Source organism: Burkholderia sp. BCC1998 (genome assembly GCF_905339875.1).
In the GTDB taxonomy this organism is placed as follows: Bacteria; Pseudomonadota; Gammaproteobacteria; order Burkholderiales; family Burkholderiaceae; genus Burkholderia.
In genome coordinates this window covers 55,898-81,289 of record NZ_CAJPHE010000007.1, presented here as the reverse complement: position 1 = coordinate 81,289, position 25,392 = coordinate 55,898, and the positions used below count along the sequence as shown (strand labels likewise).

The following is a 25,392-nucleotide window of genomic DNA, read 5'->3' as shown; positions in this document are numbered from 1 at the left end:
CCTATGCGCGGTTCGGCTGCCAGTTGTCCGGGATCACGGCGATCACGTCGATCTCCATCAGCCACTGCGGCTGGCCGAGCGCCGACACGACGAGCCCCGTCGAGATCGGATAGACGCCCTTCAGCCACTTGCCGACTTCCTGGTACACCGGCTCGCGATAGCGCGGGTCGATCAGGTAGGTCGTCGTCTTCACGATGTGCGTGATGTCGCTGCCGGCTTCCTCCAGCAGCTGCTTCACGTTCTTCATCGCCTGCGCGGCCTGCGCGCGCGGATCGCCGAGGCCGATCAGGTTGCCGTCGAAATCGGTGCCGACCTGGCCGCGCACGTACACGGTATTGCCGGCGCGCACGGCCTGGCACAGGTCGTTGTCGAGCGTCTGGTTCGGGTAGGTGTCCTTCGTGTTGAACATGCGGATACGGGTGTGGGTAGGCTGGCTCATCGAGGTCCTTCGATTGACGGTGGGTGCGCCCGCCGCAGCGGAAGCGGTCGCGGCGGGTTCGGGTTGTAGCGAGGGCGCCGCGTCCGGGCTGCTTGCCGCGCGCGGGCCGTGGCGTGAGCGCGTATCAGTCGATCGTGTCGACGAGCGGGCAGGCATCGACCCGCGCCGTGTGCGCCGTGTCGTCGTGCGCGATGCGCGTCTCGGCGCGGCGTCGCGATGCGTCGTGATAGTCGAGGTACTTGCGCTGCGTGACGATGTGGTCGGCGATGTGTTTCGCGTCGTGCCACACGCCCCAGATGAAGCTGGAGCCGCGTCGCGACAGCCACGGCAGTCCGAGGAAATAGATGCCCGGCTCTTTCGACACGCCGCGCTGATGCTGCGGCTTGCCGTTCGCGGCGAACGCGTCGACGTTCAGCCAGCCGTAGTCGACCGCGTAGCCCGTCGCCCAGACGATCGACGTGACGCCGGCGCCGGCCAGGTCGAGCGCGAGGATCGGCTGCGCGACGCAATCCGGATCCGGCAGGATGCGGCGCGCTTCCGGTTCCTCGGGCAGGTCGAGGCCGTTGCGTGCCGCGTATGCGTCGGCCGCGTCGAGCAGCGACAGGTAGTTCTCGTCGCCGCGGGCGAGATTGACCGCGAGATCGCGTTCGAACACCGCGACGCCGCCGTCGAACGATTTCGTCAGCCCCACGAGCGTCACGCCCTGGTGCGCGAGTGCGCGGAAATCGACCGTGTGGCCGCCGCGCGCACCGCTCACCGCGATCGTCACGTGTTCGCGTCCGGGCGTCGCGACTTCCTTGTCCCATTCGCCGAGCACGCCGAGCCACCAGCAGAAATCGCGGCCGCGATACGCGCGCGGCGGGCGGTCATGCGGGCCGACCGACAGATAGACCTGCCGTCCCGCGCGCTGCAGCTCGTCGGCGATCTGCACGCCCGACGAACCCGCGCCGACCACCAGCACCGCACCGTCCGGCAATTGCGCCGGGTTGCGATAGTCGGCGGAGTGGATCTGCACGAGGCTTGCATCGTCCGGCGCGATCGGCGGGATGACCGGACGCTGGAACGGGCCCGTCGCGACGACCACGCGGGTCGCCTCGATCGTGCCCTCCGAGGTTTCGACGATGAACCCCGGCTTGCCCGTGTTGCGCACGACGTTCTTCACTTCGACGCCGGTGCGGATCGGCGCGTCGAACTTGCGCGCATAGGCTTCGAAGTAGTCGGCGACCTGGTCCTTCGACGCGAACGCATCGGGATCGAGGCCGTCGAATTCGAGGCCCGGAAAGCGGTCGTGCCACGCGGGGCCGTTCGCGACCAGCGAATCCCAACGCCCGGTGCGCCAGCGCTCGGCGATGCGGTCGCGCTCCAGCACGAGATGCGGCACGCCGAGCTTGCCCAGGTGCTCGCTCATGGCCACGCCGGCCTGGCCGGCCCCGACGACCAGCGTATCGATTGAGGTTGTTTCCACTGCCACGGCTGTCTCCTTGAAGTGCGGCTCGCGGCGATGCTCGTGTCGTCGCGCGAGGGGGAATGGAGACATTCTGCTGACAGCCCGGCTAGGGCGAAACGATCATTTTTGTGGTTGTTGACGAGAAAAAAGCTGGGGCGATCGAGCATGGCTGGCGGAACGGGCATACAGCACCGCGTTCGGCCCAGACTGCCCAACGCTATTCCTGCGTATGTGCACGGTCGATGCGATGCCCGGCGGAAACGGGAAGCGTGTCCGAAACCGGCAGCGCCGGTTTCGCCGCATCGATCAATGTCGCTTTGTTGCCGTCCCACTTGGGCAGTTTGGCCGGCGGCAGCGGCACGACCTTGTCAAGGTTCGGCAGGCGAAGGTCCGGATCGCGCTCGAGGCGGTCGGCGAGAATTCCGTAGCGATCGGCGCGTGCCTCGTCCTTGACATGGCCGACCAACGGATCACCCTTGCCAAATGAAGCGCTCAACCATCCGGCACTTTCGGCGCTCCCAAATTTCACACCCGCATGCAAGGTTTTGAGTGCACGTTGGTTGTTCTCGCCCAATTCTGGGCGATCACCGATGATCGTCGTCCCCAGTTCATATGCTGCACGCCCGTTACCCTGCGCGACACCGCATTCCAGCATTTGAAGCGCAATCTTGCGATTACCCCAAAAGCCTGCTTTGGGATCGTCATAAATCGCGTCCATCTTGCCCCCAAGATATGCCATCGCATTCGGACTCCCCATATCCGCAGCCAGTTGCCAGAATGCATAGGCTCTGCTCGCATCCTGCTTCACCCCCATCCCGTCCATGTAATACGTGCCCATCAAATCGTAGGCCGCCGGAATGCCGAGTTTCATCGCCTGTTCAGTGATCTGAACGGCATGTTCGGAATCACCATCCACGCCTTCGCCGCGAGCATACGCATTCGCCAGATTCAACATCGCCTTCCAGTGTTTGCGCTCGGCGGCCTTCGCCCATAACTCGACGGCCCCCCTATAGTCGCGCTGATCCGGCCACAGCAACGAACTGGTGAGCGCGATCGCTCGCGTATTCCAACGATCTGCCTCTGGATCGATCCGAGGAACAACGTCGGCTTCATGTTTGCATTCGAACGCTTCGCGGTGCGGATTGAACGCAGTCAGCGACATGTTGCGAGGAAGCGAATCGTTCCTTGAACAGGCGGCACATCCAACGATCAGAAGAACGGAAGCCAATCGGATCTGCCGGCCACGGTCCGCGGTAATCAGACGCAATCGAATTCGCACGATATCGAATACCTTGCACGACAAGAAATGAATGCACGGTCACGTGCGCAGTATGGAACGGCACAAACGGCCTGCTGACAAGGCCCTCATCCGGCAATTTCATGGGCCGTCGGCAATGGCCCGCAGTCGGGACAGCATCTCCGTTCATATGCCGCTGATTTTACGTTGCGTCCCTTTAACCTGTCCCCACCCCACAATTCTTGACTATGCGCACGCCGTCGAACTGGTAGGATGCGCATCACTAGGCGAGACGCATCCGGCGCACCTGATCGTTCCCCTTTTCGATCTCCCGCACGCGATCCCCTTGCCGCGCCGAGCCACGGCTCAGCCCCCCGTCGAACCCCGCAACACCCCGGCGTCGGCCCCACCCGACCCGTTGCAGCAACCGTTGGAGTAGCGCACGTTGCGCCTGCAAGCATGAAGAAACTGAAGCAGCACATCCGCATCCTGGGCGAGATCGACCGCACGCCGCTGGTACGCGCCGGCGCGCTGCTGTTGATGGCCGGCTTGCTGTACCTGCTGTGGCCGTCGGCCGAAACCGCCTACCTCGCGATGGAGTCGGTCATACGCTGACGCAGCACGCCCATCCCCACACTACGCTATACTCGCGCAATGGAAACCAAACCTGCCTCGCCGAACGTGCATCGCTGGTGGCGCGCCTGACCCAGGCGGCCCGTTTCCTTTTGCATGTCCCGAACGTGATGCCGCCAGCCATGGCGGCATTGTCGTTTCTGCGCCCGAATCATGGCTGGTGGCTTCGATAACCCGGAGCCAATCCACACCATGACGCACCCGACCCGACCGACCATCCTCACCGGCGACCGCACGACCGGCCCGCTGCATCTCGGCCACTACATCGGCTCGCTGCGCGCGCGCGTGCAGATGCAGCACGACGCGACGCAGTTCCTGCTGCTCGCCGACACGCAGGCGCTGACCGACAACATGGGCCGTCGCCAGCGCGTCACCGAAAATGTGATCGAGGTCGCGCTCGACTACCTGGCCGTCGGCATCGACCCGGCGATCTCGACGATCGTCGTCCAGTCGCAGGTGCCCGAGCTCGCCGAACTGTCGCAATACCTGCTCAACCTCGTCACGGTCGCGCGCCTCGAGCGCAATCCGACCATCAAGGAAGAGATCCGCCTGCGCGGCTTCGAGCGCGACATCCCGGCCGGCTTCCTGACCTATCCCGTCAGCCAGGCCGCCGACATCACCGCGTTCAAGGCGACGCACGTGCCGGTCGGCGACGACCAGCTGCCGATGATCGAACAGACCAACGAACTCGTGCGCCGCTTCAACGCGACGGTCGACAAGCCGGTGCTGGTGGAATGCGAGGCCGTGCTGTCGGCGGTCACGCGGCTGCCGGGCATCGACGGCAAGGCGAAGATGAGCAAGTCGCTCGGCAACGCGATCACGCTCGGCTCGACGCCGGACGAGATCACGCAGGCCGTGAAGGACATGTACACGGACCCGAACCACCTGCGCGTCAGCGATCCCGGCCAGGTCGAAGGCAACGTCGTGTTCACGTTCCTCGACGCGTTCGAGCCTGACGTGCAGAAGGTCGACGAACTGAAGGCGCACTATCGCCGCGGCGGCCTCGGCGACAGCGTCGTCAAGCGCGTGCTGAACGAGCGGCTGCAGGCGCTGATCGAGCCGATCCGTGCGCGCCGCCGCGAATTCGAGGCGGACAAGGCGGAGGTGATGGCGATCCTGAAGCGCGGCACGATGCATGCGCGCGAGGTGGCCGGCGCGACGCTGGCCGAGGTGAAAGGCGCGATGGGGCTCACGTATTTCGATTGAGCCGTGCGCGGCAAACGCGGCCGAGCGACGTGGCGTGGCGTGGCGCAATGCCGGCGCCGCGCTTACCCCGATGTCCACCGGCACACCGCGAAGCCGCGGTCAGTCGTCCGCAAGCACCGTCACGACCGCTCGTGCGCCGACGGCGCTGCGTGGCACACGGCCTCGATCCGGTTGCCGGCAGGGTCGACGAGAAACGCCGCGTAGTAGTCGGCGTGATAATGCGGCCTCAATCCGGGATCGCCGTCGGACTGCCCGCCCGCGGAGCGCCCTGCCTCGAAAAATGCATGTACCTGCTCGCGAGAAGCGGCCTTGAAGCACCAGTGCCGCTTGCTCGTTCCGACTTCGGCGGGATCGAGATACACGGCCAGGAAAGTCGAGGTGGTGTCGTTTGCATTGCAGCGTTCGCCGTAACCGAGTGCGGCGGGCCGGTCGTAGACCTTGGCCGCGCCAAGTGCGGACATGATGCCGTCATAGAACGGGCGTGCCTGGTCGATATCAGGAACGCCGATGGACACGTGATCGAGAAGTTGCATGGGATTGGCTCCGTTGAACGAGCACGAGTCTACACAAACATGTCACTTCGAACCGGCTAGCGGTACAACCAGATCGCAAAACCGGAGGACAGGATTCCATGACGGACGACCGCCACATTTGGGAAGCACTGGAAGCTCGTTCGCGAGGAGGCGGCAATATCGAGCAAACAGCGGATTACCGCGGAGACCTCGATCGCCGACGATCTCGGACAAACCGGAGACGACGCGGACATCTTCATGGAGCGCTTCTTCGCCCGATTCGGTGTGGATCGCGGCGACTACGATTTCGGGCGTTACTTCCTGATGGAGGGTGAAGGGCTCCTGTATCACCTGGTTCGCAAGTTCATTCTCAGGAAGCCCCATACGTTCGATCGAGACGCGTTGACCGTCGGCATGCTGGGCAAAGCCATCGCGCTGGGTGCGTGGGACGCGGATGCGATCAGGAACTGATCCTCACGCAGCGTCACCGACGCTTTGATCGGCGCGTCGAACACGGCGCCCGCCACGCGTCACTTCATCTGCATCAGCTGCACGAGGTTGCCGCACGTATCGTCGAGCACCGCGACCCGCACGGGCCCCGCGTCCATCGGCGCCAGCGTGAAGCGCACGCCGAGCGCGTCGAGCCGCGCGAACTCCGCGTCGAGATCGTCGACCTGGAACGACGCCGCCGGAATGCCGTCCTCGTAGAGCGCCTGACGATAAGGCCCGACCGCACGATGATGGCTCGGCTCGAGCATCAGCTCGGTGCCGTCAGGCTGGTCCTTCGACACGACCGTCAGCCAGCGGTACTCGCCCACCGGCACGTTGTTCTTCAACCGGAAGCCGAGGGTGTCGGTATAGAACGCGAGTGCCTTGTCCTGATCGTCGACAAAGATGCTCGTCACGTAGATGCGCATGTGATGTTCTCCGAATCACGCGTGCCGCCGCGCGCGTCGTCGCCGTGCCGCTCACGTGATCTGATACGTCGATGCCGGCACGAATTCCTCCGGCATCGCGCGATCGCCCAGCTCGAGCACCGACCGTTCGATCGTGCGCGCCATCGCATCGAGCGCGAGCGCGTTCGGCGCGAGGCCGAACGGCTCCGCGACCTCGTTCGCGATCGCTTCGAGCGCGATCAGCGTGTACGAAATGAACACGCAAATCAGCGGCGTGAAAAACTCCGTCGAATCGACGAGGCCGAACGGCAGCAGCACGCAATAAGCATAGACGGTGCGATGCAGCAGCACGCTGTACGAGAACGGAATCGGCGTCGTCAGGATCCGCTCGCAGCCGCCCACCGCCTTGCCCAGCTCGACCAACTGCGCATCGAACATCCAGCACGTCGCGTCGCTGCCCGGCGCGCGGCCCAGCGCGCGGACGATCCCGCCGCGCAGTTCGTCGAGAATCGCGACGGGCTGGTAGCACTTGTGCGCGAACGCGGCGGCGCGCTCGGCGCCGAGGATGCGCTGCAGGTCTTGCGCCGGATCGGTATGACGCAGCTGATGCTTCAGCGCATACGTGAACGCGATCAGCAGATCGGCGAGCCGGTTGCACTCCGCGTCGCCGACGCTGTCGGGCAGGTAGCGCCGCAGTTGCGACGTGACGGTGCGCGCGGCGATCAGCAGGTTGCCCCACAGAAGCCGCGCCTCCTTGAAGCGCTCGAAGCTCGCGTTGTTGCGAAACGCGAGAAAGATCGCGAGCGCGAGCCCGAACAGCGTGAACGGCGCGGTGTTCAGCGGAATCTTCTCGCCGAAGATGCGCCCGTTCGTGAAGACCGCCAGCGTGCTGACGACCGCCATGAACCCGAGTTGCGGAATGATCGACTGCAGCACGGAGCCGTTCCATACGAACAGCATCCTGAGCCAGTTTTGTCGTGGTCTGACGATCATGGTGTTGTCTCGACTGCCAAGGAAATACGCAATGCGGAGCGCCGCCGCCCGATGTGCGACGGCCCGCGCGTGGCGGGCCGCTGTCCGATCGCTACCGGGCCGGGTGACGAGCCGCACGGCGGCTGCGCGAGATGATACGCCCGCGCACGCCGCGCGCCGTCACCGGCCGCGCCGGTCAGTGATAGCCGGCGTCGCCCTCGCGCACCTTGCCGCGGAACACGCGGTACTGCATCGCGTTGTACACGAGGATGATCGGCAGCACGATCACGGTGCCGACGAGTGCGAACAGCTGGCTCGAATGGCTCGACGACGCATCCCAGATCGTCAGCGACGGCGGCACGATGTTCGGCCAGATGCTGATCACGAGGCCGGTATAGCCGAGGAACACGAGCGCGAGCGTCAGCAGGAACGGCGTTGCCTCGTGCCGGCGCTTCAGCGTATGGAAGATGCCCCACACGCATGCGACGACGAGGACCGGCACCGGCAGGAACCAGCCGAGGTTGCCGCTGCCGAACCAGCGGTGCGCGACGGCCGGCAGCCCGATCACGGTCCACAGGCTGACCACGCCCATCACGGCGAGCAGCACGCCCGCGAGCGGCTTCATCAGCACGCGCATCTTGCGCTGCAGTTCGCCGTCGACCTTCAGGATCAGCCAGCCGCAGCCGAGCGTCGCATAGGTGACGAGCACGCCGATCCCGCAGAAGAGGCTGAACGGCGACAGCCAGTCGAACGGCCCGCCCGCGAACTGGTTGTTCACGATCCGGATGCCCTGCAACAGCGAACCCAGCGTGACGCCCTGGCAGAACGCGGCCAGCGCGGAGCCGCCGATGAACGCGAGATCCCACAGGTGTTGCGTGCGGTTCGCCTTCGCGCGCAACTCGAACGCCGCGCCGCGGAAGATCAGCCCGACCACCATCAGGATCAGCGGCAGGTAGTTCGCCGGCAACAGCGTCGAGTAGACGACCGGGAATGCGCCGTACAGGCCCGCGCCGCCGAGCACCAGAAAGGTCTCGTTGCCGTCCCACACCGGCGCGACGGTATTCAGCATGACTTCGCGTTCGACCTTGGCGTCGAAGAACGGAAACAGCAGGCCGATGCCGAGGTCGAAGCCGTCCAGCATCACGTAGAGGAACACGCCGAGGCCGATGATCGCGGCCCACACGACAGGAAGATCGATCTGCATGGCTTACTCCGCTTCGGTGACGTTCAGCGGCGTGGACAGCGCGCTCTTGCGCAGCCCCGGATGCCGGTGCAGCTCGATGTATCCGGCGTGGGCAGCCGGTCCGCGCTTCATCAGGTTCAGCATGTAGTAGATACCCGTTCCGAACACCAGGAAATACACGACCACGAAGATCAGCAGCGACACGCCGACCTGCTGCGCGCTGAGCGGCGCGACCGAATCGACGGTGCGCAGCACGCCGTATACGGTCCACGGCTGCCGCCCGACCTCGGTCGTGATCCAGCCGGCCAGCAGCGCGACGATGCCCGACGGCCCCATGCACACGACGAACCACTGGAACCAGCGCGTTTCATACAGGCGTCCGCCCTTTCTCAGCAGCAGGCCGAGCAGCGCGGTGAGCAGCATCAGCATCCCGAGGCCGGCCATGATCCGGAAGGTCCAGAACACGATCGGCGAATACGGACGGTCCTGCGCCGGGAATTCCTTCAGCCCGCGAATCTCGCCGCTCCAGCTGTGCGTGAGGATCAGGCTGCCGAGGTGCGGCACCTGGATCGCATAGCGCGTCGTCTCGGCCTGCATGTCGGGCAGGCCGACGAGGTTCAGCGCGGTGCCGCCCTTCTCGGTTTCCCACAGCCCCTCGATCGCCGCGATCTTCGCCGGCTGGTATTCGCGCGTGTTCAGCCCGTGCGCATCGCCGACGACGATCTGGATCGGCGCGAGCAGCAGCAGCATCCACAGCGCCATCGAGAAGCTGCGCTTCACCGGCTCGTCGCGACGCCCCTTCAGCAGGTGCCACGCGCCGCACGCGGCGACGATGAAGCCCGCGACGATGAACGCGGCGATCGTCATGTGCACGAGGCGATACGGGAACGACGGGTTGAAGATGATCTTGAACCAGTCGACCGGCACGACGAGCCCGTTCTCGATCTTGTAGCCCTGCGGCGTCTGCATGAAGCTGTTCGACGCGAGGATCCAGAACGTCGAGATCAGCGTGCCGACCGCGACCATCAGCGTCGCGAAGAAGTGCGCACGCGGGCTGACGCGCTGCCAGCCGAACAGCATCACGCCGAGGAAGCCGGCTTCGAGGAAGAAGGCCGTCAGGACTTCGTACGTGAGCAGCGGGCCGGTGATGTTGCCCGCGACGCGCGAGAAGCCCGCCCAGTTCGTGCCGAACTCGTAGGCCATCACGACGCCGGAGACGACGCCCATCCCGAAGCCGATCGCGAAGATCTTCGACCAGAACTGGAACATGGATTTGTAGGCGGCGTCGCCGGTGACGAGATAGCGCCATTCCAGCACCGCCAGGAAGCTCGCCATGCCGATGCTGATCGCCGGAAACACGATGTGGAACGACACCGTGAACGCGAATTGCAATCGGGCGAGATGGAACGCATCGAAGATTTCCATGACCGTAATTTGCTCGTGGTTGTGAGGACGTCAGCTCGAAGCAGGAAATCGCGCGACGGCTTCGCGACGGCACGTGCACACAACGACGGATCGCAGTGCACGGCAACGAAGCGTGAATGACGATATCGCGTTTCAGACGATACTCGCAATCGCGCGGACGTGCGCTGAAACTGTGCTTTCCCCGGGGCCGAAGATGTGTGTACGGAAAACCCGTTTCGGCACCGCGAGGCCCTCAGCTGTACTGCTTTCCGCTCTGCAACGCTGTGCATCCGCGGCACCGCCGAACGCCCGTACCATCGGCTCCTGGCCTGCCCGTGGCGAGCGAGCGCGACCCCGCGCACCGCCCCCGCAGAATCCGTTTCGATCGCCCGGCGCCCGCGCCGGCCGATCCCCCTGGAGAAACCCGCATGGAGCCCAGCGACCGCCCCGACGATCCGGCCGGCACCCGCGCGTGTCATGTGACGCGTCACCGTGCCGGCGACGCGCGGGACACCGTCGATCGCGTCGTCGACGAAACGCCGGTTGCACTCGTATTCAACGGCATCGCGCACACGGTGATGATGGCGACGCCGATCGACCTCGACGCGTTCGGCCTCGGCTTCGCGCTGAGCGAAGGGATCGTCGAGCGCGCGTCGGACGTCTTCGATATCGAAAGCGAATGCCGGCCCGGCAGCGCCGAAGTGCGGCTCACCGTGGCGCAGCAGGCGTTCATGGCGCTGAAGGCGCACCGGCGCGCGCTGGCCGGCCGCACCGGCTGCGGCGTCTGCGGGATCGAGAGCATCGCGCAGCTCGACCTGCATCCGCCGCGCATCGCGGCCGCGGGCGCGGCGGCCGGCATCGGCGCCGACGCCGTCGCGCGCGCCGCCCGCGCGCTGCCGCAGCGGCAGCCGCTGATGCACGCGACCGGCGGCATCCACGCGGCCGCGTGGTGCGAGCGCGACGGCACGGTGCTGGAAGTCGTCGAGGACGTCGGCCGCCACAACGCGCTCGACAAGCTGATCGGCCGGCTCGCGCGGCGCCGCGCCGACCTGGGCGCGGGCTTCGTGTTCCTGTCCAGCCGCGCGAGCTACGAGCTCGTGCGCAAGGCCGCACGCGTCGGCATCCCGATGATCGCGACGATTTCTGCGCCGACCTCGCTCGCGATCGACGTCGCCCGCGAAGCCGGCGTGCGGCTGCTCGGCTTCTGCCGCAACGACGGCTTCGTCGAATACGTGTCGCCCGACCCGCTCCCGTTACCCGAACCGACGCCTGCGCAACCGCAGGCGCTCACCGCTTGATGAAACCCCTGACCGATTTCGACACCGCCCAACGGCAGTTCGCCGGCGTATTTGCGCCGCCGCATGCGGCCGTCTCCATCCCGGTCGCGCAGGCGGCCGGCCACGTGCTCGCCACGCCGCTCACCGCCGTGCTCGACCAGCCGCCCGCCGACCAGAGCGCGATGGACGGCTACGCGGTCCGTCACTCGGACCTCGAATACGGCGAGCCGCTGCGCGTCGCGCAGCGCTGCTATGCGGGCGACGCGCCGGCGCCGCTCGCGCCGCGCACCGCCGCGCGCATCTTTACCGGCAGCCTGATTCCGCCGGGCGCCGACACCGTCGTGATGCAGGAGCACGCGCACGAACAGGATGGCTGGGTTGCGTTCGACACACCGCAGCGCAGCGGATCGCATATCCGCCGCCGCGGCGAGGAAGTGCGCGCGGGCACCCTGCTGATGCCGGCCGGCGTGCGGCTCGGCGCGATGCACGTCGGCGCCGCCGCCGCGCAGGGTTGCACGCGCATCGACGTGCGCCCGCCACTGCGGGTCGGCATCCTGACGACCGGCGACGAGCTCGTCCCGTGCGGCCAGCCGCGCGCGCCGCAGCAGATCTACAACAGCAACGCGCCGATGCTCGCCGCGCTGGTGTCGGGAACCGGTGCCGGCGTCGCGGCGAGCGAGCACGCCGCCGACACGCCGGCCGCCGTCGATCAGGCGCTGCGCGGCATGGCCGCGCGCTGCGACCTGGTCGTCTGCGTCGGCGGTGCATCGGTCGGCGACAAGGACCTGCTGCGTCCCGCGCTGAACGCGCTCGGCGCCGCGTTCGTGGTGTCGGGCGTGCGGATGAAACCCGGCAAGCCGGTCGCGCTCGCGCGGCTCGACGAACGGCCCGTGGTGCTGCTGCCCGGCAATCCGGGCGCGGCGATGACCGCGTTCGCGCTGTTCGTCGCGCCGCTGATCCGCTGCCTGCAGGGGCGCGACGACTGCCTGCCGGCCGTGCCGTCGCTGCCGATCGACATCGACGTCGAGCCCGATGCGCAGCGCGAGCGCTTCGTCCGCGTGCGCCGCACCCTCGACGCCAATGGCGCGCCCGTCCTCGATACGCTGCGGCAACAAGGCGCCGGCACGCTGCAATCGCTCGTTCAGGCGAACGGGCTCGCGCGGCTGCCGGCCGGCCGACGCATCGCGCGCGGCGACGCGGTGCCGTATTACGATTTCGCGCACTGGCTCGCGTGAGCATGCCGATGCGCGTCATGTCCGCCTTGCGTGCAGGCAGGATCACGAACTGTATTCCTGCATTTCGGGCGGGATTGTGTCCCTGTCGGGAAAATCCGGCGGACTATCCTCACGAAGAGGCTCGTCACGACCCGTGCGCCGACACGTCGGCACACAGGCGGCCGACCGGCGACGCCGCTCCGCTCACTTCATGCAGGTCGAAAAACCGATCGTGAATGCCATCGCTCCCGCACCGGCCGCCACTGCATCCGGCGGTGCATCGCCCGGCGCCTTCTCCCGCCCGCTCGACACGCTCGCGCGGCCGCTGCGCGATCTGCGGCTGTCCGTCATCGACCAGTGCAACTTCCGCTGCGGCTATTGCATGCCGCGCGACAGCTTCGGGCCCGACTATGCGTTCATGCCGTCGTCCGAGCGGCTGTCGTTCGCGCAACTGGAGAAGATCGCGCGCGCGTTCGTCTCGCTCGGCGTCGAGAAGATCCGCCTCACCGGCGGCGAGCCGCTGCTGCGCCGCAATCTCGAAGCGCTGATCGAGCGGCTCGCGACGCTGACGACCGTCGACGGCAAGCCCGTCGAAATCGCGCTGACGACCAACGGTTCGCTGCTCGCCGCGAAGGCACGCACGCTGCGCGATGCGGGCCTGTCGCGCGTGACCGTGAGCCTCGACGCGATCGACGATGCCGTGTTCCGCCGGATGACCGACACCGACGTGCCGGTCGCGCGCGTGCTGGCCGGCATCGAGGCTGCGCAGGCGGCCGGGCTCGCGCCCGTGAAGGTCAACGCCGTGATCGAGCGCGGCGCCAACGACGACCAGATCCTGCCGCTCGTGCGCCACTTCCGTCATAGCGGCGTGGCCGTGCGCTTCATCGAATACATGGACGTCGGCGGCGCGAGCGCGTGGTCCGGCGACAAGGTCGTGCCGGCCGCGCGGATGCGCGAACGCATCGACGCGAGCTATCCGCTCGTGCTCGTCGGCGAACCGGGCCACGACGCCACCGCCATCCGCTGCCGGCACATCGACGGCGCGGGCGAGGTCGGCTTCATCGCGAGCGTGTCGCATCCGTTCTGCGGCACGTGCTCGCGCGCCCGCGTGTCGGCCGACGGCCAGCTCTATACGTGCCTGTTCGCGACGCAGGGCACCGACCTGCGGCCGTGGCTCGACGACGGCGCATCGGTCGACCACCTCGCCGACGCCGTGCGCGCGCGCTGGACGCGGCGCGACGATCGCTATTCCGAGCGGCGCGCCACGCGTGCGGCCCGGCCGTCGGGCAAGACCTATCCGACCGTGCGCATGTCGCTCGTCGGCGGCTGACGGCTGCCGCGCTCGGCGGCGCGCACCGCTTACTGGAGAACCGTCATGACGAGTTTCACCGAATCCCGTGCCGCGTCACCCGACGATCCGTCGCGTGACGCCACCCATGCCGAACCCGCCGAGCCGCACGCCGAGCCGCCGCCGGCGATTGCCGCCGGCTTCGAGGTGCGTGTGCAGTACGCGGCGATCGACGCTGGAACCGAGATCGCACCGATCGTTCGGAATCCGAATGTCGGCGCGGTCGTGAATTTCATCGGTGTCGTGCGCAACGAAGGCGACGTCGACGACGTGATCGCGCTCGAAGTCGAGCACTATCCGACGATGACCGAGCAGGCGCTCTGGAGCATCGTCGAGGAAGCCAGCGCGCGCTGGCGGCTCGAAGCGGTCAGGATCGTGCATCGCGTCGGGCGCATTCCGCTCGGCCAGCCGGTCGTGATCGTCGTGGTGGCCACCGCGCATCGTGCGTCGGCATTCGATGCGTGTGAATTCATCATGGACTTCCTGAAGACGCATGCGCCGTTCTGGAAGAAGGAAATCCGGCACGACGGCGTGGCCGGCTGGGTCGAGCCGAAGGCGCACGACGATCAGGCGATGCGGCGATGGGGTTGAGCGTGCCGGTCGATGCGTTGCCGATTCCGCCCATTTCGCCCAGGACATTTCAATGAAACTGACGATCAAATACTTTGCGAGCATTCGCGAACAGCTGCATATCGATCAGGAAGTCGTCGAGATCGATGCGCACGAGGTCACCGTCGACGCGCTGCGCGGCACGCTCGCCGCACGCGACGCGCGCAGCGGCGAAGCGTTGCGGATGGACCGGCCCGTGCGGGCGGCCGTGAATCTCGAGATGGTGACCGGGGGATTCGTCGTGCGGGAGGATAGCGAGGTGGCGTTTTTCCCGCCGGTGACGGGCGGGTGATCCGTTCGCATCGGGCGGCGACCGGCGGGCTTAGGCGGCCCGATGCCTGACTGGCGGCTAGACGAACTCGCGAAGAAAATCCGGGACCGGGCGGTCGATCGACGCCGGGTAGCCGGCCGGCGCGCCGGCCACTTTCCTCACGGCCGGACGCGCGGGCATCCGTTCGCGCGAGGCGAGCAGGTTCGGGGTTTCGGCCGTCGTCGGCGCGCCTTTGCGCGTGCCGAACCACTGCGTCACGGAGAACGCGATGTGCGCGTACGAAAAGGCCGCATCCGGACCCCAAATCGGGGGCGACTACATCTCCGGTCGTAACGAGGTTGTCATGAACCCCGCCCACGAAACAGGCAAATGGATCATCAAGCCACGCGACTTGCCGTGACCTGCATCCAGCCTCATTTCTCCTGATTTTTATATTCAGAGTATTTTCGCGAGTCGCCCCTCACTCTGTCAGCCGGATACTTTGCCCGGTTGAGCTCCATCTTCTCAAGCACCGCCTGAAAAAGATCGACATCCATCTTGTCCGCGAGGCGAACCAGATACACCAATACGTCGGCCATCTCGTGACGAACGGCCGTCAGGTTGGCTTCGCCAAGTTCGCTCTTGTCGCCCGAAACGAGCCATTGAAACGGCTCCAGCAATTCACTCGCTTCGATGCTGAGCGCTGTCGCCAGGTTCTTCGGCGTGTGGAATTTGTCCCAGTCGCGCTCGTCGACAAACTGGCGGACGAGTTCGCGCAACTCCACTAGATCATTCCGCAACTCAGACTTTTCCACGTAGCGACTCCTGGTGCATATCCAAAATCTATCGATGCCTTCGACGGCATGCGGGCATGAGAAATCCGCCCTTCGGCCTGCAAGTACAGCGCCCCCGCACGGACAGACCCGAATGATATAGGAGCTGGAAGCTGCCCCGGCAAGCGTCGCCCCAAGGGCAAGCGAAATGCCGTCCCGCCCATCAGGGCATCGTAGCGACGGCCCAAATTCACGATCACGCCCCTGCGTCGAACCGTCCCGCTCCGGCCCACGCAGTTCGCGATTTTCCGCCCGCTTCGCATCCAGCTTCGATGCGCCCCCCGCCGGATACCCGGCAAGACGGCTCAGCCGCCACGCGCCCCAACTCTTATATAAGACATAAGACATTTGACGCCTGACCATATTGCGACTAGAATCCCGTCCAAGCAGTGAAGCAGTGTCCGGAACAGCAGCCTCGGCGTGCCTGGAAAGCCCTTCCCCTGAAACGCAATCTCAGCAGGTCCCCCCATGCTTGAAAACTTTCGTGCTCACGTGGCCGCCCGCGCCGCGCTCGGTATTCCCCCCCTGCCGCTGACGGCCCAGCAAACCGCCGAACTGGTGGAACTGCTGGCGCACCCGCCCGCAGGCGAAGAGCAGACGCTGCTCGACCTGATCACCCACCGCGTGCCCGCCGGCGTCGACGAAGCCGCGCGCGTGAAGGCCGGCTTCCTGGCCGCCGTCGCGAAGGGCGAGACGGCCTGCCCGCTGATCTCGCGCGAGCGCGCGACCGAGCTGCTCGGCACGATGCTCGGCGGCTACAACATCCAGCCGCTGATCGAGCTGCTGTCCGACGAAGCGGTCGCGGCCGTCGCTGCCGACGCGCTGAAGAAAACCCTGCTGATGTTCGACCAGTTCCATGACGTGAAGGAACTCGCCGACCAGGGCAACGCGCACGCGAAGGCCGTGCTGCAGAGCTGGGCCGACGCCGAATGGTTCACGAGCCGTCCGGAAGTGCCGGAAAGCCTGACCATCACGGTGTTCAAGGTCACGGGCGAAACCAACACCGACGACCTGTCGCCGGCCCCGGACGCCACCACCCGCCCGGACATCCCGATGCACGCGCTGGCGATGCTGAAGAACGCGCGCCCGGGCATCACGCCGGAAGAAGACGGCAAGCGCGGCCCGGTCAAGTTCATCGAATCGCTGAAGGAAAAGGGTCACCTGGTCGCCTACGTCGGCGACGTGGTCGGCACCGGCTCCTCGCGCAAGTCGGCCACCAACTCGGTGCTGTGGTTCACCGGCGAAGACATCCCGTTCGTGCCGAACAAGCGCTTCGGCGGCGTGTGCCTCGGCGGCAAGATCGCCCCGATCTTCTACAACACGATGGAAGACGCCGGCGCGCTGCCGATCGAACTCGACGTGTCGCAGATGAACATGGGCGACGTGGTCGAACTGCGCCCGTACGAAGGCAAGGCGCTGAAGGACGGCAACGTGATCGCCGAATTCCAGGTCAAGTCCGACGTGCTGTTCGACGAAGTGCGCGCCGGCGGCCGCATTCCGCTGATCATCGGCCGCGGCCTGACCGCGAAGGCGCGTGAAGCGCTGGGCCTCGCACCGTCGACGCTGTTCCGCCTGCCGCACCAGCCGGCCGACAGTGGCAAGGGCTTCTCGCTCGCGCAGAAGATGGTCGGCCGCGCATGCGGTTTGCCGGAAGGCCAGGGCGTGCGCCCGGGCACGTACTGCGAACCGAAGATGACCTCGGTCGGCTCGCAGGACACCACGGGCCCGATGACCCGCGACGAACTGAAGGATCTGGCGTGCCTCGGCTTCTCGGCCGACCTCGTGATGCAGTCGTTCTGCCACACCGCCGCTTATCCGAAGCCGGTCGACGTGAAGACGCACCAGACGCTGCCGAACTTCATCAGCACGCGTGGCGGCATCGCGCTGCGTCCGGGCGACGGCGTGATCCACTCGTGGCTGAACCGCATGCTGCTGCCCGACACCGTCGGCACCGGCGGCGACTCGCACACGCGCTTCCCGATCGGCATCAGCTTCCCGGCAGGCTCGGGCCTGGTCGCGTTCGCGGCCGCCACCGGCACGATGCCGCTCGACATGCCGGAATCGGTGCTGGTCCGCTTCAAGGGCAAGATGCAGCCGGGCGTCACGCTGCGTGACCTCGTCAACGCAATTCCGCTGTACGCGATCAAGCAAGGCATGCTGACGGTCGCGAAGCAAGGCAAGAAGAACATCTTCTCGGGCCGCATCCTCGAAATCGAAGGCCTGCCCGATCTGAAGGTCGAGCAAGCGTTCGAGCTGTCGGATGCGTCGGCAGAGCGTTCGGCCGCCGGTTGCACGGTGCACCTGAACAAGGAACCGATCATCGAATACCTGAACAGCAACATCACGCTGCTCAAGTGGATGATTGCGCAGGGCTACCAGGATCCGCGCAGCCTGCAGCGCCGTATCGCGGCGATGGAGCAGTGGCTGGCCGACCCGCAACTGCTCGCGCCGGATGCCGACGCCGAATACGCGGCCGTCATCGAGATCGACCTCGCCGACATCCACGAGCCGATCGTCGCCTGCCCGAACGACCCGGACGACGTGAAGACGCTGTCCGACGTGGCCGGCGCCAAGATCGACGAAGTGTTCATCGGCTCGTGCATGACCAACATCGGTCACTTCCGTGCCGCGTCGAAGCTGCTGGAAGGCAAGCGCGACATTCCGGTCAAGCTGTGGGTCGCGCCGCCGACCAAGATGGATCAGAAGCAGCTGACGGAAGAAGGTCACTACGGCGTGTTCGGCACGGCCGGCGCTCGCACCGAAATGCCGGGCTGCTCGCTGTGCATGGGCAACCAGGCGCAGGTGCGCGAAGGCGCGACGGTGATGTCGACGTCGACCCGCAACTTCCCGAACCGTCTCGGCAAGAACACGAACGTGTATCTCGGCTCGGCGGAACTGGCGGCAATCTGCTCGCGTCTGGGCAAGATCCCGACCAAGGAAGAGTACATGGCCGACATGGGCGTGCTCACGGCAAACGGCGACAAGATCTACCAGTACATGAACTTCGACCAGATCGAAGACTTCAAGGAAGTCGCCGACACCGTGCAGATCTAAGCATGCTGTCGCGCTACGGCGGGTGATGCCCGTCGTGGCGATACGCAATGGCGCCGCGGGCTGAATGGCCGCGGCGCCATTTTTTTGGATTTTTGGATGTCGCCGGCGCTATAAGACGGTCCGGCTCACACGTCAGGCCATCGCCTTCAGCCAGCCGAGCAGATCCGCTTGTGCGCTTCCGTCCTTCACGGGCTCCGGCGTCAGCAGGCAATAGTGCGAGCCGTCTTCGACGAAACCCATCGGCGCGACCAGCACGCCGCTTTCGAGGTCGTCGCGAACGAGATGCCACGGCCCGATCGCGACACCCAGCCCCGCGACGGCCGCCTGAAGGCTGAAATAGAAATGGTCGAACGCCTGCCCGCGTCCGCTTCCCGCAGCCTGATGCGCGGCCGCCGCCCATTCCTTCCATGCGTCCGGCCGCGTCCGGGTATGCAGTCGCGGCGCGCCCCGCTTCAACGCGCGGTCATGCCGACTGCCAGAAAACCACGCATCGACCTTGTCGGGCCGGCACACCGGACCGACCTTCTCCGCGAACAGTCGCTCCGCGTGATAGCCGGCGGGCCACGCAAAGTCATTGCGGCGGATCGCCATGTCGATGCCGTTGTCGAACGAGAACGCGCCGCCCGCCGCGGCGAGATGGATATCGACGCCCGCGTAAGCCGCCTGGAAATCCGGCCAGCGCGGAATCAGCCAGCGCATCAGCAGCGTCGGTTCGCACGACAGCACCAAACGCTGCGCGCGGGCCGCCTCGGTCCGCAATTCATGCGCGGCCTGTTTCATCAGATGCAGGCCGTCATGGACGGCCTGCGCCAGCTTGCGGCCCGCGTCGGTCAGGAAGACCCGACGACTGCGCCGCTCGAACAACGCCACACCGAGATCGTCTTCGAGCAGACGCACCGCGCGACTGATGGCGCCGTGCGTCAGATGCAGTTCATCGGCGGCGCGGCTGAAATGCTCATGGCGCGCCGCCGCCTCGAAGCAGCGCAGGGCCATCAACGACGGCAGATTGGCTCTAATTTCATGTGAGTCAGGCTCACCATCCTGGTCAGAAAACATCGCTTTTCCTCGCGAATCGTGATCCCTAATATTCGCTCATCACGATGAATTTCAAAAGGACGGAAGCAATGACGGAATGGATAGTCGTAGTCACCATCACACTGCTGGCCGTCGTCAGCCCCGGGCCGGATTTCGCGATGGTCACGCGCAACAGCCTGATGCTGTCGCGCCGCTCGGGCCTGCTCACCGCGTGGGGAATCGGGCTGGGCGTGACGGTTCACGTGAGCTACACGCTGCTGGGCGTCGGCCTCTTGATCCGCCAGTCGCTGTGGCTCTTCAATGCCGTGAAGCTCGTCGGCGCGCTCTACCTGATCTACCTCGGCGCGAAGATGCTCGCGGCCAAACCCGTGGACGGCCGCCCCGCGACGCAGGCCGCGCCCCTGTCGGATCTGGCGGCGCTGCGCACCGGCTTTCTGACGAACGCGCTGAATCCGAAAACCACCGTGTTCATCGTCAGCCTGTTCATGCAGGCGGTCCGCCCCGACACGCCATTACCGGTGCAGATCGGCTACGGCCTGTTCATCGCGCTGGCGCACGCGGGCTGGTTCAGTCTCGTGGCGCTCTGTTTCTCCGCCGATGCCGTCCGCGATCGCCTGCTGTCCTTGCGTCACTGGATCGATCGCACGTTTGGCGTGTTGCTCGTCGGCTTCGGCGTCATGCTGGCCATCGCGCGCGGCAGTCGCTGAGCCGCGAGCCGACACCCGGGCGCGCAGTTCAGCCCGCATATCGGCATCGAGCAGGCCGGCGCATGCGACGCGCACCGGCCTTCGCTTCACCGCATGCACGAGGCCGCGAGCTTTCCGACCGCGATCACCGCCTGCTCGATCTCCGGCGACCATGGGCTGCTGTAGTTCAGCCGGATGAAATTGCGGTAGTTGTCCGTGATCGAGAACATGTAGCCGGGCCCGATCGTGATCCCCTGCTCCAACGCGAGCTGGTACAGGCGCATCGCATCGACCTGCGCCGGCAACTCGACCCACAGCACGTAGCCGCCCGCCGGGCTCGAGATGCGCGTGCCTTCCGGGAAGAACCGCGACACCATCGCGCGCATCAGGTTCGCCTGCTGCGCATACGCCTTGCGCAAGCGCCGCAGGTGATGCTCATAGCCGTCGCGCTCGAGGAACTCGGCGATCGCCAGCTGCGGCAGCGACGGTGTCGCCAGCGTGTTCAGGAACTTCAGCTTCTCGACCTGATCGCGATACCGGCCCGGCAACGCCCAGCCGATCCGGTAGGCGGCCGTCAGGCTCTTCGAGAACGACGCGCAGTGCAGCACGATCCCGCTGCGGTCGTAGGACTTCAGCGTGCTCGGATGCGACTCGCCGAAATACAGTTCGTTATACACACCGTTCTCGATGATCGGCATGTCGATTTTAGTTGCGAACTCAACCAGTTCGCGCTTGCGCTCGTCGGGCATCTGGAAACCGAGCGGATTCTGGAAGTTCGGCATCACCATGCACGCGGCGATCGGCTGAGACTTCGCGATCGCCGCCAGCGCCGCGATGTCGATTCCGTATTCCGGATGCGTAGCGACTTCGATCGCCTTCATCCCCATCCGTTCGATCGCGTGCAGCATCGCGTAGAACGTCGGCGACTCCACCGCGATCGTGTCGCCCTGTTTCGCGACTGCCTGCAGACACAGGTTGATCGCCTCCGTCGCGCCGACCGTCACGATGATCTCGTTCGGGTCGACCGACATCCCGTTTTCCAGGTAGCGCCGTGCGATCTGCCGGATCAGGCGCGGATGGCCGGGCGGCAGCCCGTCGGTCACGCCCCACAGCGACTTGTCGCGGCCGGCCGCATACGCGTAGCGGTTCAGCTTCTCGAACGGGAACAGGCTCGGGTCGGGATACGGCGAGCCGAGCGGCACCGCGTCGTCGGTGCCGATCGAGCGCAGCGTCGACAGCACGAGCCGGCTCATGTCTACCGACGACGAGATCGCGATCGGCTTCGACGGGCGCAGTTCGCGCACCGGCGCATGGTTGTCGTCGCGCCGCAGGTTCACGAAGTACCCCGACTGCGGACGGCTTTCCAGCAGCCCGCGGCTTTCGAGCAGCAGGTACGCGTGCAGCACGGTCGTGATGCTGATCCGGTGCTGCTGGCTTGCCTGCCGCACCGACGGAATCCGGTCGCCATGCCGGTACACGCCCTGGCGGATCAGGCGTTCGATGTCGTCCGCGAGCTTTTCGTAGAGCTTCATCGCATGCTCCCCGCCGGCGCGCGCATGCGCGCCGCCCCTCCGTGCGCGTCCGATGCGCGCGTGTTCTGCCCGCCGACCGGGCTGTCGTGATGCCTGACTGCTCCCTCCGGTTTTGCCTTTTCCATCGCCGTGGCTCGCTTTTGAAGATGCGCCGGGCGGCCCGTAACGTCTGGGCTTGCGGCACTGTGCACTTGATGATCGGATCTTAAAAGCAGAACAGTTGGCGCGGAGTACACACATCGGATACGCACACAAGAGTACAGTTCGGCGCGAATTTGCGATTTCGGGCGAACTGTACGTCTTATGAATTGGCGCAGAGGCCGGGAAATTGATGCGGTGGCGGGGGATTCGAGGGCGGTACCGTGTGATCGCGCAGTTCGCGGTTGCGTCTGCGGCATGATCCGGCAATGCAGTACGGGCTCGGGAACGATGGATTGCGCCGACCCGCGATCGTCCCGCCGTGAAAATCACGCCAGAACGCCGCGGCGATTGGCACGCGCGTCAGCACGTGTCTCGATGGTCGGGGAATCGGGCCCGGACGAGATGCGGCCGCGCTCCGGTGAAAACAAGGCATGCGGGCCGTTCGCCGACGCCCGGCGTGAGGATCACCATCGGCCGGCCCGATACAGGCGGCGAACCGCCAGCCGCCACCGCTGCACGCGATGTCACGCCTGCGTGACGGCACAGCGCCGCTGCCGCGGCGGATCGTCGAAGTCGTTGCGGGTTCGCTCGACGCGAACGGCGCGCGTCAGATCGACCCGAACAGCGCGCGCGGCCGGTCCTTCAGCGTGCCGGCCAGAATCCGCAGCCCGTTCACGAGCTCGTCGCGGGTCGCCGGACACGCGAGATTGATGCGCACGCCGTGCTCGATTTCCGCGCGATCGACCGCGAACGTCGACGACGGCATCACGATCACGCCGCGGGCCTTCGCGTTCGCGGCGAAGTCGTCGGCCCGCCACGGCGGCGGCAGCCGCAGCCACACGAACATGCATGCGGGATCCGACTTCAGGTGCCCGGCCGGCAGCAGTTCCCGCGCCAGATCGACGCGCGCACGGATCTCCGCCAGCTGCGCGCTCATGATCCGCTCGGCGGTGCCGTTCTCGATCCACACCGTCGCGATCAGCATCGACGTCGGCGCGGGCATCCACGCGGTGGTGCGCACCGCTTCCGCGCACAGCGCCACGCTGTCGCGCGGGCAGCTCAGGTAGCCGAGGCGCAGCCCGGGCGCGAGGATCTTCGACGTCGCGCCGATATGGAACGTGAGCTCGGGACACAAGCCCGCGATCGCCGGCAGCCGGTCGCGCACGAGCGGCCCGTACACGTCGTCCTCGATGATCGTCACGTGATGGCGACGCGCGACGTCGACGAGCGCCATGCGGCGCGCGAGGCTCATCGTCGTCACGGTCGGGTTCTGCAGGTTCGGCACGACAAAGATCGCCTTGACCGGCATGCGCTGGCAGATCCGCTCGATCTCGTCGGGCAGCAGGCCGTCGTCGTCGGCCGGCGCGCTGACGATCTCGAACTGGAACACCGGCGCGAGCGCCTTCAGGCCGTAATACGTGAGCCGGTCGGCGACGATCACGCCGTCGGTGCCGATCAGGCTGTTCAGCACCGCATAAAGCCCGTGCTGCGCGCCGCTCGTGACGACCACCTGGTCGCGCGACGGCGTGAAGCCCGGCGCGGCCAGCCACTGCGCGCCCGCGGCGCGCGCCCAGTCGGGGCCCTGCGGCGGCTGGTATTCCTGCAACGAGGCGAACCGCGGATCGGCCGGCAGCGTGCCGAACGTCTGCGCGAGGCACGCCAGAAACTCGCCGGTCGCCGGCCGGTTCACCGTCAGGTCGATCACCCCGTTGCCCGCCGCGAGCGACGCGCGGGCCGGCTCGATGCTCGGCATCGCGCCGCCGGTGACGAGCGACCCGCGCCGCTTGCTGCCGATCACGAGGCCGCGCAGCTGCAGTTCCTTGTACGCGCGCGACACGGTCGACACGTTGATGCCGAGCTCCGTCGCGAGCTGGCGCTGCGGCGGCAGGCGGCTGCCCGGCGGGTACATGCCGTTGCGGATTTCTGCCTCGATCGAGCTCGATACCTCGACATAGGTCGGCCGCTTCGCCTGCGCGGGCGCGTCGCCGTCGCGCTCACCGGAAAATTTGTCTGCTGCCATTCGTCGCCTGTATCCACACAAAAAGCGTTTGTCTGCCGTTCAAGCCTGCCCAGCGATTGTATATGACATCCCCTTCCGGTCAAACGTCAGCCGAAAGGTCAGTCAAAACAGTGACTTGAAATCGGGTAAACGCTAGCGCCATACAATCGCTTTTTGATTGCACACAAAAAATTACTGTGTGATTCTTTATCCCATCTTTGTGTGAATCACGCGTGCCGGAGGAGAGGCGACATGGCGAACATCGCCATCGTGGGTGCAGGTTTCATCGGACTCGGCGCGGCGGCCTGGCTGCAGCGCGACGGGCACCGCGTCACGCTGTTCGATCCGGCCGGCGTCGGCCATGGCGCGTCGTTCGGCAACGCCGCGACGTTCGCGCCGTATGGCTGCGTGCCCGTCAACGGCCCGTCCGTGTTCCGCGACATGCCGCACTTCCTGTTCGGCGCGGACAGCCCGCTGCGCATCCGCTGGCCTTACCTGCTGCGCGGCGCGCCGTGGCTCGCACGGTTCCTGGTCGCGTCGACGCCCGCGCATCACGCGCGCAGCGCGAGCGCGCTGGCCGCGCTGCTGACGTGCGCCGCCGACGGCTATGCGCCGTTGCTCGCGCCGTCGCGGCTCGCGGCATTCGTGCGGCCGCGCGAATGCCTGTATCTGTACGCACGGCAGGCGTCGTTCGACGCCGCGCAGCCGTCGCTCGCGCTGCGGCGCCGGCTCGGCGTGCCGTTCGACACGCTCGACGCGGACGCGATCCGCCGGCTCGAGCCCGCGCTCGCGCCGATCTTCACGCGCGGCGTGCTGTTCCACGGGAGCTGGCATTTCTCCGATCCCTGCGGGTTTCTCGGCGAACTGTTCGCGCACCTGGCAACCGGCGGCGCGACGCTCGAACGCGCGCAGGTCGAACGGATCGAGCCCGTCGGCGACGGCGTGAGCCTGCATGCGGGCGGCACCGTGCGCCGCTTCGATCATGTGGTGATTGCCGCCGGCGCCCGCTCGCGCGCATTCGCCGCCGCGTGCGGCGACGCCGTACCGCTCGACACCGAGCGCGGCTACCACGTGCAGTTCGCCGCGCGCGAGCAGATCGTCACGCGGCCGGTCGGCTGGGCCGAGCGCGGGTTCTACATGACGCCGCTCGACGAAGGATTGCGCGCGGCCGGCACCGTCGAACTCGGCGGCTTCGACGCCGGCATGAACCGCTCGTTGGTCGCGCTGCTCACCCGCTCCGCGCGCGAGGCACTGCCATCGCTCGGCGCGCCGACGCGCAGCTGGCTCGGCTTTCGGCCCACGCTGCCGGACGGCGTGCCCGTGATCGGCCGCGCGCGGCGCAGCGAGCGCGTGATCCACGCGTTCGGCCACCAGCATCTCGGCGTCACGCTCGCCGGCATCACCGGGCGGATCGTCGCCGATCTCGTCGCGCAACGCGCGCCGCCGCTGGATCTCACCCCATACCGGGCCGCGCGATTCTGACGC

The 25,392-nt window shown here is 66.6% G+C and carries 24 protein-coding genes; 11 read left to right on the top strand and 13 right to left on the bottom strand.

Annotation, left to right across the window (positions count from 1 at the left end; genetic code table 11):
- Position 1: 1 nt before the first annotated feature.
- The 3 genes from U5A56_RS14660 to U5A56_RS14650 form a co-directional block, all read right to left on the bottom strand.
- Positions 2-439 (bottom strand): RidA family protein, encoded by a 438-nt coding sequence (locus U5A56_RS14660; protein ID WP_124891813.1) that lies wholly within the window; start codon positions 437-439, stop codon positions 2-4.
- A 124-nt stretch (positions 440-563) separates the two neighbouring features.
- Positions 564-1,910 (bottom strand): NAD(P)/FAD-dependent oxidoreductase, encoded by a 1,347-nt coding sequence (locus U5A56_RS14655; protein ID WP_321923031.1) that lies wholly within the window; start codon positions 1,908-1,910, stop codon positions 564-566.
- A gap of 193 nt (positions 1,911-2,103) precedes the next feature.
- Complete coding sequence (locus tag U5A56_RS14650; protein ID WP_321923029.1) at positions 2,104-3,153, bottom strand: tetratricopeptide repeat protein; 1,050 nt, start codon at positions 3,151-3,153, stop codon at positions 2,104-2,106.
- A 429-nt stretch (positions 3,154-3,582) separates the two neighbouring features.
- Between U5A56_RS14650 and U5A56_RS14645 the strand changes: the two genes are divergently transcribed.
- A complete protein-coding gene (locus U5A56_RS14645) occupies positions 3,583-3,738 on the top strand; it encodes a hypothetical protein (protein WP_185715783.1) in 156 nt (51 codons plus the stop codon).
- Between the two features lie 210 nt (positions 3,739-3,948).
- Complete coding sequence (trpS, locus tag U5A56_RS14640; protein ID WP_124521659.1) at positions 3,949-4,962, top strand: tryptophan--tRNA ligase; 1,014 nt, start codon at positions 3,949-3,951, stop codon at positions 4,960-4,962.
- A 119-nt stretch (positions 4,963-5,081) separates the two neighbouring features.
- Here trpS and U5A56_RS14635 read toward each other — a convergent pair whose 3' ends face one another.
- The gene (locus U5A56_RS14635) at positions 5,082-5,495 is read right to left on the bottom strand and encodes a VOC family protein (RefSeq protein ID WP_321923027.1); all 414 of its coding nucleotides are present in this window, start codon (positions 5,493-5,495) and stop codon (positions 5,082-5,084) included.
- Positions 5,496-5,651: 156 nt separating this feature from the next.
- Between U5A56_RS14635 and U5A56_RS14630 the strand changes: the two genes are divergently transcribed.
- Positions 5,652-5,945: a DUF1493 family protein gene (locus tag U5A56_RS14630; protein ID WP_321923293.1), complete on the top strand. Its 294-nt coding sequence runs from the start codon at positions 5,652-5,654 to the stop codon at positions 5,943-5,945.
- 59 nt (positions 5,946-6,004) lie between these two features.
- Here U5A56_RS14630 and U5A56_RS14625 read toward each other — a convergent pair whose 3' ends face one another.
- The 4 genes from U5A56_RS14625 to U5A56_RS14610 form a co-directional block, all read right to left on the bottom strand.
- Positions 6,005-6,391 carry a VOC family protein gene (locus U5A56_RS14625; protein ID WP_044848144.1) on the bottom strand — a complete coding sequence of 129 codons (387 nt, stop codon included), beginning with the start codon at positions 6,389-6,391 and terminating at the stop codon, positions 6,005-6,007.
- A gap of 51 nt (positions 6,392-6,442) precedes the next feature.
- Positions 6,443-7,363 carry a bestrophin family protein gene (locus U5A56_RS14620; protein WP_044848143.1) on the bottom strand — a complete coding sequence of 307 codons (921 nt, stop codon included), beginning with the start codon at positions 7,361-7,363 and terminating at the stop codon, positions 6,443-6,445.
- A 175-nt stretch (positions 7,364-7,538) separates the two neighbouring features.
- Positions 7,539-8,546, bottom strand: coding sequence for a cytochrome d ubiquinol oxidase subunit II (gene cydB / locus U5A56_RS14615; protein WP_321797541.1), 1,008 nt, complete (start codon positions 8,544-8,546; stop codon positions 7,539-7,541).
- 3 nt (positions 8,547-8,549) lie between these two features.
- Positions 8,550-9,950, bottom strand: a complete 1,401-nt coding sequence (locus U5A56_RS14610; RefSeq protein ID WP_044848141.1) for a cytochrome ubiquinol oxidase subunit I — start codon at positions 9,948-9,950, stop codon at positions 8,550-8,552.
- Positions 9,951-10,357: 407 nt separating this feature from the next.
- Between U5A56_RS14610 and fdhD the strand changes: the two genes are divergently transcribed.
- The 5 genes from fdhD (at position 10,358) to U5A56_RS14585 (ending at position 14,669) form a co-directional block, all read left to right on the top strand.
- On the top strand, positions 10,358-11,227 hold the full coding sequence (fdhD, locus tag U5A56_RS14605) for a formate dehydrogenase accessory sulfurtransferase FdhD (protein WP_321923025.1): 870 nt from the start codon (positions 10,358-10,360) through the stop codon (positions 11,225-11,227).
- On the top strand, positions 11,227-12,441 hold the full coding sequence (glp, locus tag U5A56_RS14600; RefSeq protein WP_321923024.1) for a gephyrin-like molybdotransferase Glp: 1,215 nt from the start codon (positions 11,227-11,229) through the stop codon (positions 12,439-12,441). Before fdhD ends, glp begins: the two co-directional genes overlap by 1 nt.
- A 190-nt stretch (positions 12,442-12,631) precedes the next feature.
- The gene (gene moaA, locus U5A56_RS14595) at positions 12,632-13,750 is read left to right on the top strand and encodes a GTP 3',8-cyclase MoaA (protein WP_321923022.1); all 1,119 of its coding nucleotides are present in this window, start codon (positions 12,632-12,634) and stop codon (positions 13,748-13,750) included.
- Between the two features lie 45 nt (positions 13,751-13,795).
- The gene (locus U5A56_RS14590; protein WP_321923020.1) at positions 13,796-14,359 is read left to right on the top strand and encodes a molybdenum cofactor biosynthesis protein MoaE; all 564 of its coding nucleotides are present in this window, start codon (positions 13,796-13,798) and stop codon (positions 14,357-14,359) included.
- A gap of 52 nt (positions 14,360-14,411) precedes the next feature.
- Positions 14,412-14,669, top strand: coding sequence for a MoaD/ThiS family protein (locus U5A56_RS14585; protein WP_044848136.1), 258 nt, complete (start codon positions 14,412-14,414; stop codon positions 14,667-14,669).
- A 57-nt stretch (positions 14,670-14,726) separates the two neighbouring features.
- Here the strand turns inward: U5A56_RS14585 and U5A56_RS14580 are convergent, their stop codons facing one another.
- Complete coding sequence (locus U5A56_RS14580; RefSeq protein ID WP_321923018.1) at positions 14,727-14,906, bottom strand: hypothetical protein; 180 nt, start codon at positions 14,904-14,906, stop codon at positions 14,727-14,729.
- A gap of 155 nt (positions 14,907-15,061) precedes the next feature.
- Entirely contained in the window at positions 15,062-15,442 is a 381-nt protein-coding gene (locus U5A56_RS14575; RefSeq protein ID WP_044848135.1) for a nucleotide pyrophosphohydrolase, read from the bottom strand.
- A gap of 486 nt (positions 15,443-15,928) precedes the next feature.
- Here U5A56_RS14575 and acnB point away from each other — a divergent pair, with 486 nt between their 5' ends.
- Positions 15,929-18,514, top strand: a complete 2,586-nt coding sequence (gene acnB / locus U5A56_RS14570; RefSeq protein WP_044848134.1) for a bifunctional aconitate hydratase 2/2-methylisocitrate dehydratase — start codon at positions 15,929-15,931, stop codon at positions 18,512-18,514.
- A 132-nt stretch (positions 18,515-18,646) separates the two neighbouring features.
- Here acnB and U5A56_RS14565 read toward each other — a convergent pair whose 3' ends face one another.
- The gene (locus U5A56_RS14565; protein ID WP_321923016.1) at positions 18,647-19,570 is read right to left on the bottom strand and encodes a LysR family transcriptional regulator; all 924 of its coding nucleotides are present in this window, start codon (positions 19,568-19,570) and stop codon (positions 18,647-18,649) included.
- Between the two features lie 68 nt (positions 19,571-19,638).
- Here U5A56_RS14565 and U5A56_RS14560 point away from each other — a divergent pair, with 68 nt between their 5' ends.
- Positions 19,639-20,256, top strand: coding sequence for a LysE family translocator (locus U5A56_RS14560; protein ID WP_044848132.1), 618 nt, complete (start codon positions 19,639-19,641; stop codon positions 20,254-20,256).
- A gap of 86 nt (positions 20,257-20,342) precedes the next feature.
- On the opposite strand, the gene U5A56_RS14555 is transcribed toward U5A56_RS14560, so the two are convergent.
- Positions 20,343-21,767, bottom strand: a complete 1,425-nt coding sequence (locus tag U5A56_RS14555) for a PLP-dependent aminotransferase family protein (protein WP_321923014.1) — start codon at positions 21,765-21,767, stop codon at positions 20,343-20,345.
- Between the two features lie 748 nt (positions 21,768-22,515).
- The gene (locus U5A56_RS14550; RefSeq protein ID WP_044848130.1) at positions 22,516-23,928 is read right to left on the bottom strand and encodes a PLP-dependent aminotransferase family protein; all 1,413 of its coding nucleotides are present in this window, start codon (positions 23,926-23,928) and stop codon (positions 22,516-22,518) included.
- Between the two features lie 231 nt (positions 23,929-24,159).
- On the opposite strand from U5A56_RS14550, the gene U5A56_RS14545 reads away from it, so the two are divergent.
- A complete protein-coding gene (locus tag U5A56_RS14545) occupies positions 24,160-25,389 on the top strand; it encodes an NAD(P)/FAD-dependent oxidoreductase (protein ID WP_321923012.1) in 1,230 nt (409 codons plus the stop codon).
- Positions 25,390-25,392: the final 3 nt, after the last annotated feature.